Source organism: Mycobacterium sp. WMMD1722 (assembly GCF_049315205.1).
Taxonomy (GTDB): Bacteria; Actinomycetota; Actinomycetes; order Mycobacteriales; family Mycobacteriaceae; genus Mycobacterium.
In genome coordinates, this window is the sequence record NZ_CP186056.1 from 226,405 (window position 1) to 238,272 (window position 11,868).

Here is an 11,868-nt window from a genome sequence, read left to right on the forward strand (position 1 = left end):
AGCTTGGAGATTCGGTGGAGATCCGGTGGAGATCAGCGAGACGTCAGCGGGTGACCCGGTCGGGCCGGGTGTAGACGTTCATCGACTCGCCGCGCAGGAACGCCACGAGGGTGACCCCCGACTGGGCGGCCAGATCGACGGCCAATGACGACGGCGCGGACACGGCCGCCATGATCGGAATGCCCGCCATGACGGCCTTCTGGGTCAATTCGAAGGACGCCCGGCCACTCACCAGAAGAACGGTGTCGCTCAACGGGATCCGGTCGGCCTCGAGCGCCCAGCCGATGACCTTGTCGACCGCATTGTGCCTGCCGATGTCCTCGCGCACCACCAGCATGTCGCCGTCGGTGGTGAACAGCGCGGCGGCGTGCAGGCCGCCGGTGCTGGCGAAGATCTTCTGCGCTGTGCGCAGGCGTTGCGGCATCGCCGACAACACTGTGGCGGCCACGGTCGAGGGTTCGTCGCCGGGACTGTGCCGGCTGGTCAGCCGGACCGCCTCCAGCGACGCCTTGCCGCAGACCCCGCAGGATGAGGTGGTGTAGAAGTTCCGCCGGACGTCGGTGCTGGGCGCGGGCACGTGCGGGGCGAGCGCCACATCGAGGACGTTGTAGGTGTTGACTCCGTCGCTGTCGGCGCCTCGGCAGTACCGCACGGTGAGCACATCGTCACGGTGTCCGATCACCCCCTCGGTCAGCAGGAAGCCCTGGGCGAGTTCGACATCCGCACCGGGAGTGCGCATCGTGACGGTGAGGGGCTCACCGCGCAGCCGGATCTCCAGGGGCTCCTCGACCACGAGGGTTTCGGGGCGGGCGACGCTGTCGGCCGCGGTGACGTGATGCGCGCGCCGGCGCGCGGTGACCCGGCCCATGAGTCCAGACTAGGCGGGGACGTCGACCAACTGCACCTCCCCGGTGGTCACCCCCGCCACGAACACACGTCCGGTGACCGGGTCCACGGCGACGGTGTAGGGGTTCTGGACCGTGGGGAAGCGGGCCACCTCGCGCGGGGTCGGCTGAGCCATGTCGTAGCCGACCACCTCGTTGGTGCCCGACGAAGCGACCCACACCCGATCACGGGTCGGGTCGTAGGTGATTCCGTACGGCCCGCCGGATTGGGCCACCATGCCCACCTCACGCGGTTGCGGGCGCGGGGTGAACACGCGGACCGCGTCGCCGCGGGTGTCGGTCACGATCAGCCGGCCGTGTTTGTCGGCGACCTGGTGGGTCGGCCCCGCACCGGCCGGTGTCGACCCGACGATGGTCAGCGCGTCGGTGTCGTAGACGGTCAGATCGTTCTTACGGACGTCCAGCAGTCCCATCGACGTGCCGACCGGCGCCAGGCCGGCGGGCTGCACGCTGTCGGTGAAGACCTTGACGATGTCGTCGCCGCGCAGCACGGCGACCGTCCCGCCGTGTTCGTTGGCCACGAAGACGGTGCCGTTGGGCGCTTGCGACGCGTCATGCGGAAAGGTGCCGGTGACGATCTGTGCCTGCGCCCGACCGTCGGGCAGATCGACGCGGACCAGCGCATCGGCGCTCTCCACCGGGACCAGCACCGGCCCGCCGGGTCGGGCCAGCTGCAGATGGCGCCCGGATCCGGGTAGCGGCGTCCGGCCGGTGATCGCACCGGTGTCGGCGTTGAGCAGGACCAGTTCGTCGGGGTTGCGTTTGAGGACGGCGACGGTGCGGGTCGGTCCGTCGGCGACGATGCCTTCCGGCTGGGCGCCGACGGCAACGGTGCGCCCCGGCAGCGTGGCCGTCGGCGCGGCTGCCCGCTGGGGTTCGGCGGGCGGCGGAAGATCATCGGCGGCGGGGCGATTGCCCTCGGTGGGCACCCCGGACGGCAACAGGCCGGTGGTGGTCGGCGTGGCGGGCGGTGGCTGCTGGGGCGCGGACGCGCACCCGGCGGCGAGGGCGATGGCGAGCACACCGGCTGCGGTGCTGCGGACAAACGACATGGTGTGGCCATACCCGTTCAGCGGGCGGACCCAGTGACGGTGCGGTGACGAAGCTCAGGCCCGGGTGACGATCATCGTCTCGTCGGCGGCCGACTGCCACGCCTTGACGAAGGTGTCGATGGAAACCTGCTCGTCAGCGCCGTTCTCGACGCCGCTGTCGTTGAGGTGCACGATGCCCGACCCGGTGTCGACGCCGGTGACGACCAGACCGTGGTTGCTGCCGTCGGACTGGTCCTGCTCGCCCCAGATGGTCCAGGCGTCGACGATCGCGATCACCTTGCGCCCCTGGCCCAGGTAGTCCTGCAGGGCATCCAATCCGGAATCGATGTTGCCGTTCTTGCCGCCGCGGTCGGCGTCGGTGTAGTCCGAGTCGATGCCGTAGACCCGCAGCAGCGCCGGTACGTCGCCACCGTTGGTGCCGGCCCCGGCGTTGGGGTCACCGGAGTCGTCGGGGGTGTAGATCATGCCGGGATGCGATTCGCTCGGCGTGCTCGCCGCGGTGGCGATGATCTCGGCCTCGGTAGGCATGTCGCCGGTGACCTGACCGACCACATCGGCGACGGCCATCAGCACGCAATCGCCCTCGGTCTGCTGTGCCCAGTACTGGGCCGCGCCGGCCGGATCGCCGTACAGGGCGCCCGAATCGGCGGCGGCCGCGGAGCCGGCCAGCCCGACGGCGGTGGCGCCGATCAGACCGGCGACGACGGCGGTGCGGGCGACGGTGACGAGGTTGCGCATGATGTCCTCCTGACTGCGGGCGCCGGTGGCGCCGTGGTGCAGATGAGGATCACCGGTCGGGCTCTCCGGATTCTTGGCGGATTCTCGACGTGGCCGGCTGCAGGTAGGTCACGATCGCGTTGGTCAGACCACGGCGGGCGACGTCCAGGTCGTAGTAGCTGCCGAGTTGGCGTTCGGAGACCAAGCCGCGCATCGCGCCGGGAATGAACGACGCCACCTCGCGAACGCGTTCGGGGTCGACATCGACGTCGGCGAAGGCGGTCTGGCACGCCGCGATCCAGGTGCGGCCCCAGGACTGCAGTTCGGCGGCGGTCTGCGGGTAGAGCCGTTCGAGTTCGGCGCCGTCGCGGGGGAGCGCGGCGCGCAGGGTCTCGATGGCCCGGGAGTCCGGTGCGGAAAGCCCGTCGAAGAGCAGATCGATGATGGCCGCCACCCGCTCCCGCAGGGGGGCGTCCGGGGTGGCCTGCGACGGCAGGTGGCCGCGGCGCTGCGCGGTGCGCTGCAGCACAGCCGCCCACAGCCCGTCGATGTCGCCGAACTGGTACTTCACCGCGCCCCAGGTGGCTCCGGCGTCCTTGGCGATGCGATTGGCCGACGCGGCGGCGACGTCACCGGAGGCGAGCGCACGCAGCGCGGCGTCGAGCATGCCGTCGCGGGTGGCCTGGCCTCGGCGGTTGGTCCGACGGGTCAGTTCTGACACTTGACGAATCGTAGAGGGTTCTGTGATTGTCGTGCAATGGCCAAGCCGCCGCTGTCGATGACGCCCACGGGCTGGTTCCAGGTCGCGTGGTCGGACGAGGTCGGCACGGGTGACGTGCACCGGATGAAGTACTTCGGCCGCGAGATGATCGCCTGGCGTGCGGAGTCCGGGCGGCTGACGGTCATGGACGCCTACTGCGAACACCTCGGCGCACATCTCGGGCACGGTGGGCATGTCGAGGGCGAGGTCATCGCGTGCCCGTTCCACGGGTGGCAGTGGAATCACGAGGGGCGCAACGTGTGCATCCCCTACGAGCCCCGGCCCAACCGGGGCCGGCGGATGCGGACCTATCCGGTGCTGGAGCGCAACGAGTCGGTCTACATCTGGCACGACGTCGACGGCCGCGAGCCGTACTTCGATGTGCCCGATGTGTTCTCGTCGTTCGAGGGTGGCGCCATCGGTGAGCAGTACTACCCGCAGCAGCGGTTGTTCCGGGCGTCCCTCGAACTGCATCCGCAGTATGTGCTGGAAAACGGCGTCGATTTCGCCCACTTCAAATTCGTCCACCAGACGCCGATCGTCCCGGTGTTCACCCGCCACGATTTCGCCGAACCCGTCTCCTACGTCGATTTCACCATCACCTTCGAAGGTGATGACCAGCAGAAGATCGAAGATGTCGGCAGTGGGGTCGAGGCCATCAACGGAGGTCTGGGCATCGCGGTGACCAAGAGTTGGGGCATGGTGGACAACCGGACCATCTCGGCGATCACACCGGTCGACGAATCCACCTCGGATGTCCGGTTCATGGTCTACATCGGCCGCACCCCCGGCCGCGACGACCAGCGCGCGCAGGACAAGGCGCGGATGTTCGGTGACGAAGTGATCCGGCAGTTCAGTCAGGACATCCACATCTGGTGCCACCAGCGCTATTCGGATCCACCCGCCCTGGCCAGTTCGGAATTCGAGGGCTTCACCGCGATCCGCAACTGGGCCAGGCAGTTCTACCCCGACGGTATCGGCGGCAGCGCCGCGGAGGTCTACGCCGCATTGGAGAAAGGCTGAACATGAACGCTCCCACCAGGGCGCCGATCCGGGTGTTCCAGGTCGCCACCGGCAACGTCGGAAGCGAGATGATCAAGCGCATCGGCGCCCATCCCGACCTCGAGCTGATCGGGGTGCATTGCTACACCCCGGAGAAGGTCGGCCGCGATGTCGGCGAGTTGGTGGGTCTGCCGCCCCTCGGCGTGACCGCGACCGGCTCGGTGGAGGAGATCATCGCCGCCAAGCCGGACGTGCTGACTTTCCACGGGGTGTTCCCCGACGAGGATCTCTATGTCCAGGTGCTCGAGGCGGGCATCGACATCGTCACCACGGCCGACTGGATCACCGGCTGGCACCGCGACCACAACCATCCGCACCACTCGGGTGAGCCGGTGAGTCGCGTGCTCGCCGAGGCGTGCGCGAAGGGCGGTTCGACGTTCTACGGGACGGGGATGAATCCGGGCGTCAATCAGATTCTCGGCATCGTGTGCTCAGCCGACGTCGCCGAGATCGAGAACGTCACCACCATCGAATCTGTGGACGTGTCGTGTCACCACAGCAGGGACACCTGGATCGAGGTCGGTTACGGCCTACCCGTCGACGATCCCTCGATCCCCGGCAAGCTGGAGAAGTACACGCGGGTATTCGCCGACAGCGTCCTGCTGATGGCCGACTGCTTCGACCTCGAACTCGACGAGGTCACGTTCTCCTACGAACTCGGCGCCTGCACCAAGGACGTCGACCTGGGCTGGTACCAGCTGCCCAAGGGATCGCTGGGCGGCAACTACATCAAGTACCAGGGCATGGTCGGCGGCGTGCCGAAGGTGGAGACCCACCTGGAGTGGCAGATGACCCCGCACACCGATCCGAGCTGGGACATCAAGGGCTGTTACATCACCCAGATCACCGGCGATCCGCACATCTACAACAAGCACATGATCTTCCCCAAACCGGGCGTCGACCTGTCCGACCCGGCATCGTTCGCCTCGATCGGGATGACGGTGACCGGGCTGCCTGCGCTCAACGCCATCACGTCCGTCGTTGCCGCTCCGCCGGGTCTGCTGACCAGCGCGGACCTCCCGCTGAGAGGGTTCGCCGGCCGTTTCAAGAAGTGACCGCGGGTACGGCGTTCACCGAATCGACATCCACCGGCGGCGCGCGTCGGGATGCCGACCGGACGAACGTCGTCACAATGGAGGTATGAATGCGTCTGCCCGCCGGCGCCGACCGCAGCCCTCCGCCGCCTGGCGTGATCCGCTGTCGGTGGGGTGGCGTGCGCACCGTCAGCTCCTCATGCTGCGCTTCCGGTGGCACGAGCGGCGGACCGCGGACCCGGCCGAGGGTGCTAGCGGCTAGCTACCGCTGGGTAACCGATCTCTTAGGAGAACGGCGTTCTCTAAACGTGACGAAGACCACATCGCTGGCGTGATCGCGCGGCGTTCACGTCGCTGAGCAGGACATTTCACCGACCCAGGGCTGCGGCAGGGCCGTCCGTGTGGTAGGGCGATGCCTAAGAGAAGTGCAATAATCGGTACTGAGAGTGACATCAAACTTACTGCGGCGCGAAGCCACCCCACGGCGCGTCGAATCCGGCCGCGACTCGGTGGGCCGCAGACGGACTGCGAAAGGCAGGGGGATGGGTCTCGAGAGCAACGGAGCCGCACCGAGGCAGAAGCTCGAAAAGGTCGTCATCCGATTCGCTGGTGACTCCGGCGACGGTATGCAGCTGACCGGCGACCGGTTCACCTCCGAAGCCGCCCTGTTCGGCAACGACCTGGCGACCCAGCCGAACTATCCCGCCGAGATCCGCGCGCCGCAGGGCACCCTGCCCGGTGTCTCGTCGTTCCAGATCCAGATCGCCGACTACGACATCCTCACCGCCGGTGACCGCCCCGATGTCCTGGTGGCGATGAACCCGGCCGCGCTGAAGGCCAACGTCAAGGACCTGCCGCGGGGCGGCCTGGTGATCGCCAACTCCGACGAGTTCACCAAGCGCAATCTCGCCAAGGTCGGGTACGAGGCCAATCCGCTGGAGACCGACGAACTGAGCGACTACGTCGTGCAGGCCGTCGCGATGACCACCCTGACGCTCGGCGCGGTCGAGCCCATCGGGGCCACCAAGAAGGACGGCCAGCGCGCCAAGAACATGTTCGCGCTCGGCCTGCTGTCCTGGATGTACGGCCGCGAACTCGAAGCCAGCGAGGCGTTCATCCGGGAGAAGTTCGCCCGCAAACCCGAGGTCGCCGAGGCCAACGTGCTGGCGCTCAAAGCGGGCTGGAACTACGGCGAGACCACCGAGGCGTTCGCGACCACCTACGAGGTGGCCCCGGCCAAGCTGAAGGCCGGTGAGTACCGGCAGGTGTCCGGTAACACCGCGCTGTCCTACGGGCTGGTCGCGGCCAGCGTGCTGGCCGACACCCAGCTGGTGCTCGGCACGTATCCGATCACCCCGGCGTCGGACATCCTCCACGAGCTGTCCAAGCACAAGAACTTCAACATCCTCACCTTCCAGGCCGAGGACGAGATCGCCGGCATCGGCGCCGCCATCGGTGCGTCCTACGGCGGAGCGCTCGGCGTCACGAGCACCTCGGGCCCCGGCGTCGCGCTCAAATCGGAGGCCATCGGTCTCGCGGTGATCACCGAGCTGCCGCTGGTCGTCGTCGACGTCCAGCGCGGCGGCCCGTCGACCGGTCTGCCGACCAAGACCGAGCAGGCCGATCTGCTGCAGGCGCTGTTCGGCCGCAACGGCGAATCGCCGGTCGTCGTCCTGGCCCCCCGGTCACCGTCGGACTGCTTCGACATCGCCGTCGATGCCGCGCGGATCGCGCTGACCTACCGCACGCCGGTGATGATCCTGTCCGACGGGGCGATCGCCAACGGTTCGGAACCGTGGCGGATTCCCGACGTCGCGAGCTATCCGGCCATCGACCACACGTTCACCCAGCCCGGGGAGGCGTTCGCGCCGTATGCGCGCGATCCCGAGACGCTGGCCCGCCAGTTCGCGGTGCCGGGCACCCCGGGGCTGGAGCACCGCATCGGTGGTCTGGAGAAGGCGAACGGTTCGGGCAACATCAGCTACGAGCCCAAGAACCACGATCTGATGGTGCGGTTGCGTCAGGCCAAGGTCGACGGCGTGACGGTGCCCGACCTCGAGGTCGACGATCCGACGGGTGACGCCGAGCTGCTGCTGGTCGGCTGGGGCAGCTCCTACGGCCCCATCGGGGAGGCGTGCCGGCGGGCCCGGCGCAAGGGCCTCAAGGTCGCGCACGCGCATCTGCGTCACCTCAACCCGTTCCCGTCGAATCTGGGCGAGGTGCTGACCCGCTACCCCAAGGTGGTGGCTCCCGAGATGAACATGGGCCAGCTCGCGCTCCTGCTACGGGCGCGCTTCCTGGTCGACGTGCAGCCGGTCACCAAGGTCGAGGGCATGGCGTTCCTGGCCGACGAGGTGGAGGGCATCATCGACTCGGCGCTCGACGGGACTCTGGCAGACAAGGAAAACGAGAAGGCCACGTTCGCGCGGTTGGCTGCGGCCACCATCGAGCGCGCCGCGGCCGGTGTGGAGGCCAACGCATGACAACAGCGAGAAGCGAAGCGGATCGCGGGTCGACCCAGTTGCTCGGGTCCGACCTGAATCTGACGCCCCTGTCAAAGACGGCCGGGGTGCCCACCACCGACCAGCCGCAGAAGGGTAAGGACTTCACCAGCGACCAGGAGGTCCGTTGGTGCCCCGGGTGCGGCGACTACGTCATCCTCAACACGATCCGCAACTTCCTGCCCGAGCTCGGCCTGCGCCGCGAGAACATCGCCTTCGTCAGCGGCATCGGCTGCTCCAGCCGGTTCCCGTACTACCTGGAGACCTACGGTTTTCACTCGATCCACGGCCGGGCGCCGACGATCGCGACGGGTCTGGCGCTGGCCCGGCCGGATCTGTCGGTGTGGGTGGTCACCGGTGACGGCGACTCGCTGTCCATCGGCGGCAACCACCTGATCCACGCCCTGCGCCGCAACGTCAACATCACGATCCTGCTGTTCAACAACCGGATCTACGGTCTGACCAAGGGGCAGTACTCACCTACCTCCGAGGTCGGCAAGGTCACCAAGTCGACGCCGATGGGGTCGCTGGACTATCCGTTCAACCCGGTGTCGCTGGCGCTGGGCTCGGAGGCGACGTTCGTGGGCCGCGCACTGGACTCCGACCGCAAGGGGCTGTCTGAAGTGCTGCGCGGAGCCGCGGCCCATCGTGGCGCCGCGCTCGTCGAGATCATGCAGGACTGCCCGATCTTCAACGACGGCTCTTTCGACGCGCTGCGCAAGGAAGGCGCCGAGGATCGGCTGATCAACGTCACCCATGGCGAGCCGATCACGTTCGGCGCCGACGGTGAGTACTGCGTGGTCAAGTCCGGCTTCGGGCTCGAGGTGGCCAAGACCGCCGACGTGTCCGCCGATGAGATCGTCGTACACGACGCCACGGTCGATGATCCGGCCTATGCGTTCGCGCTCTCGCGCCTCTCCGAGCAGAACCTCGATCACATGGTGATGGGCATCTTCCGGCAGGTGCACCGGCCCACATACGACGACGCGGCCCGGGAGCAGGTGCGTTCGGCGCGTGAGGCGAAGCCGCACGACACGGCCGCCCTGCAATCTCTGCTTCGGGGCAAGGACACCTGGACCGTCGAGTAGGTGCGCTAACGTCACCCCTGTGACGTCCCCCGTGCCGCTGGCCGCCGTCGTGCTGGCGGGCGGGGCGTCGCGGCGAATGGGCCGCGACAAGGCGACCGTGGTGCTCAACGGTTCCACGCTGGTGGAGCAGGTGGTCGCCACCGTGGGGGAGCGCTGCGCCCCGGTGTTCGTCATCGCAGCGCCCGGTCAACCTCTGCCGGACCTGTCGGCGAACGTGCTGCGCGACGAGGTGCGCGGTGTCGGACCTCTGCTGGCCACCGGTCGCGGGCTGCGTGCGGCCGCCGAGGCAGGCCACGAGTGGGCGTTTGTCTGCGCCGTGGACATGCCGTACCTGACCGCCGAGCTGATCGACCAGCTGGCCATCCCCGCCGCGCGCCTGGGGGTCGACGTCGTGGTGCCGTGGGACGGCCGCGTGCATTATCTGGCCGGTGTGTACCGCACCGATCTGGCCGGGCGGGTCTCCACCCTGGTCGCTGCCGGCGAGCGCAGTATGCGCGCGCTGGTGGATACCGTCGACACCCAGCGGATCGTCCTGCCTGCGCAGCGCGCGCTGACCAACGTCAACACCGCCGACGATCTGAGCTGACCCGGCGCACCGCGTTCAGCAAATTGCTCGACATGTCGCTATTGTGCGTCGAAGCTGAAATTCGGGATATTCCGACGCGAAATTGATGTAATCGAGGTCCATTTTCCGGGTGGTGGACTATTCTTCTTCATCAATCCCCATCAGCGCGTACTCGCACCGGTGTGCGGGCGAGATCGCCTAGCGGAGTGCATATCTCGGCGGCATCACGCACGTGCTGGCGCGCGCTGTGGCGTTCCGCTCCAGACGGCTCATTTCGGCAATAGGCAGGAATGCAGTCCGCGTGTCACAACCATTTCCGCGCAGCCGGTGCGGTGCCCTCCCGGCTGGTCGCCCGGACGAACCGGTCGGCGCGGAAACGCACTGGTCAGCCGACGATCGGACGGTGCGCCGATCGGCCCGGTGTGCGGTCGCCCGCGATCGAGACTCAGGTGGGGGTACTCAAAAGCTTTGTCGGACAACGATATGGGTCGATCTTTCCGTTGGGCAGATCTCCCTGGTGCGCAGCGAACCGGTGCGGCGGTGGTGGCCTTCGGCGCGTCTCGGGTGCCGACATCGGGGCGGTTCACCATGATCGCTGCCCCCTTCGGCCCACGTCGAAACCTGGTTGCGGGTGGTCCACGCCACAAAAAGGCGGTGAGTTGGCTCACGAATCGGCAGCGTGCCCGTCGCCGCCGCGGCACCCTTGTTTTTCCTGCTGACCAGCGCATTTCGCCGAATTCAACGCGTCGTGATCTTGTCGTTATCTGTCGCAGATCGGTGCGGTGCGGATATGACTTCTGTCCGGACGCTTTGTACGGTCCCTAACGGCTCCAAACGAGAGCAAATAATTTCATTAACCGAGAACCTGCGCGTGAGTAGTCCGCGGACCGGCCAGCAGAGCCGAGCGGAGGCCGGGCGACGCCCGGCGGAGCATCTCAGCTCCCTACTGCCGCACCTGACCGAGACGGTGTGGCCCCAGTTCTCCCGACTCCATCTGGGATGCCCGCCCGCACTTGCGGGCGGCGGTCGGCGCGCGCTTGGCGAAAGGATCGAAGTTGAAGAACATCCGCAAGACGTTTGGACTGGCAGCACTCGCCGGGGCGTTTGCAGTGGCCCCGATGGCGCTGGGCGCCGGTACCGCGAATGCGGACAGCGGTGTGAACTGGGACGCCATCGCGGCCTGCGAGTCGGGCGGCAACTGGTCGATCAACACCGGCAACGGCTACTACGGCGGCCTGCAATTCACCCAGAGCACCTGGGCGTCCAACGGGGGCTCGGGCTCGGCGCACAACGCGTCGCGCGAGGAGCAGATCCGCGTGGCCGAGAACGTGCTCAACAGCCAGGGCATCGGCGCGTGGCCGGTTTGCGGCAGCCACGGCTGACCGACCGAAAGCGCTGAAAGAGGCGGTGCAGGGCCTACCGGCCCGGCACCGCCTCTTTGCTCTCACCAGCCTCTTACGTCAGTTAAATAACTCCTAAAACTTTCGCAACTTGGATAACACGTGATGTGGGTCACGCGACACAGTGAATGACCGCCCCGGAAACGCGCGTCGATTCCAGAGCGGGCCTTGTGTCAGACACGGTCGGGGAAGGACCGCACATGATCAACATCCGTAAGGCGCTGTTTCGAAGTTTCGGGCTCGCGGTGATCGGAGCCGCGTGCGCGATGGTGCCGATGTTCCTGTCCACCGGCACCGCCGCTGCCGACACCCTGAACTGGGACTCCGTCGCGGACTGCGAATCGGGCGGCAACTGGGCCACCAACACCGGCAACGGTCACTACGGCGGTCTGCAGTTCAAACAGGCCACCTGGTCCTCCCACGGCGGCCGCGGCAATCCGGCGGCCGCCTCACGTGGCGAGCAGATCGTCGTCGCCGAGCGCGTGCTGGCCAAGCAGGGCATCAAGGCGTGGCCGAAGTGCGGCCCGCGCGGCCTCGCATCGGCGAGCGCCGCGGCCTGGGCCAACCCGCCCGCGCCGCCGTCGGCCCCGGCGCCGGCGACCCGTCCCGCCGCCACCCCCGTCCGCCCCTCCGCAATCCCCCCACCGGTTCCCGCCCGCCCCGCCGCGACCGGGTGCGCAGCGGTCCGCGACGGCAGCGTGTTGGGCGTGATCGACCTCAAGAAGGTGTGCTCGATGCTCAGCCCGCTGACCGGGGTGACCCGGCAGCGCTGAACACGTCGCGC

Annotated in this window: 10 protein-coding genes and 1 pseudogene; 7 read left to right on the forward strand and 4 right to left on the reverse strand. The window is 67.8% G+C overall.

The window, feature by feature from the left end; all coding sequences use genetic code 11:
* Positions 1–43: 43 nt before the first annotated feature.
* Genes fdhD through ACN27E_RS01090 form a run of 4 tightly spaced genes read right to left on the reverse strand, consistent with a single transcriptional unit; the run spans position 44 to position 3,341 of the window.
* A complete protein-coding gene (gene fdhD / locus ACN27E_RS01075; RefSeq protein ID WP_422746194.1) occupies positions 44–868 on the reverse strand; it encodes a formate dehydrogenase accessory sulfurtransferase FdhD in 825 nt (274 codons plus the stop codon).
* Positions 869–877: 9 nt separating this feature from the next.
* Positions 878–1,957: a YncE family protein gene (locus ACN27E_RS01080; protein ID WP_422746195.1), complete on the reverse strand. Its 1,080-nt coding sequence runs from the start codon at positions 1,955–1,957 to the stop codon at positions 878–880.
* A 54-nt stretch (positions 1,958–2,011) separates the two neighbouring features.
* On the reverse strand, positions 2,012–2,695 hold the full coding sequence (locus ACN27E_RS01085; RefSeq protein ID WP_422746196.1) for a hypothetical protein: 684 nt from the start codon (positions 2,693–2,695) through the stop codon (positions 2,012–2,014).
* A 49-nt stretch (positions 2,696–2,744) separates the two neighbouring features.
* The gene (locus tag ACN27E_RS01090; RefSeq protein WP_422750157.1) at positions 2,745–3,341 is read right to left on the reverse strand and encodes a TetR/AcrR family transcriptional regulator; all 597 of its coding nucleotides are present in this window, start codon (positions 3,339–3,341) and stop codon (positions 2,745–2,747) included.
* A gap of 90 nt (positions 3,342–3,431) precedes the next feature.
* Between ACN27E_RS01090 and ACN27E_RS01095 the strand changes: the two genes are divergently transcribed.
* The 7 genes and pseudogenes from ACN27E_RS01095 (at position 3,432) to ACN27E_RS01125 (ending at position 11,857) form a co-directional block, all read left to right on the forward strand.
* Complete coding sequence (locus ACN27E_RS01095; RefSeq protein ID WP_422746197.1) at positions 3,432–4,457, forward strand: Rieske 2Fe-2S domain-containing protein; 1,026 nt, start codon at positions 3,432–3,434, stop codon at positions 4,455–4,457.
* Positions 4,458–4,459: 2 nt separating this feature from the next.
* Positions 4,460–5,551, forward strand: coding sequence for a dihydrodipicolinate reductase (locus tag ACN27E_RS01100; protein ID WP_422746198.1), 1,092 nt, complete (start codon positions 4,460–4,462; stop codon positions 5,549–5,551).
* Between the two features lie 521 nt (positions 5,552–6,072).
* Complete coding sequence (locus tag ACN27E_RS01105; RefSeq protein WP_422746199.1) at positions 6,073–8,013, forward strand: 2-oxoacid:acceptor oxidoreductase subunit alpha; 1,941 nt, start codon at positions 6,073–6,075, stop codon at positions 8,011–8,013.
* Entirely contained in the window at positions 8,010–9,119 is a 1,110-nt protein-coding gene (locus tag ACN27E_RS01110) for a 2-oxoacid:ferredoxin oxidoreductase subunit beta (RefSeq protein WP_422746200.1), read from the forward strand. The genes ACN27E_RS01105 and ACN27E_RS01110 overlap by 4 nt, the downstream gene beginning before the upstream one ends.
* 19 nt (positions 9,120–9,138) lie before the next feature.
* Complete coding sequence (mobA, locus tag ACN27E_RS01115; protein ID WP_422746201.1) at positions 9,139–9,705, forward strand: molybdenum cofactor guanylyltransferase; 567 nt, start codon at positions 9,139–9,141, stop codon at positions 9,703–9,705.
* Positions 9,706–10,838: 1,133 nt separating this feature from the next.
* A pseudogene (locus ACN27E_RS01120) lies at positions 10,839–11,066 on the forward strand (transglycosylase family protein); the annotation flags it as partial.
* Positions 11,067–11,284: 218 nt separating this feature from the next.
* Positions 11,285–11,857, forward strand: coding sequence for a transglycosylase family protein (locus ACN27E_RS01125; protein ID WP_422746202.1), 573 nt, complete (start codon positions 11,285–11,287; stop codon positions 11,855–11,857).
* The last annotated feature ends 11 nt before the right edge of the window (positions 11,858–11,868 follow it).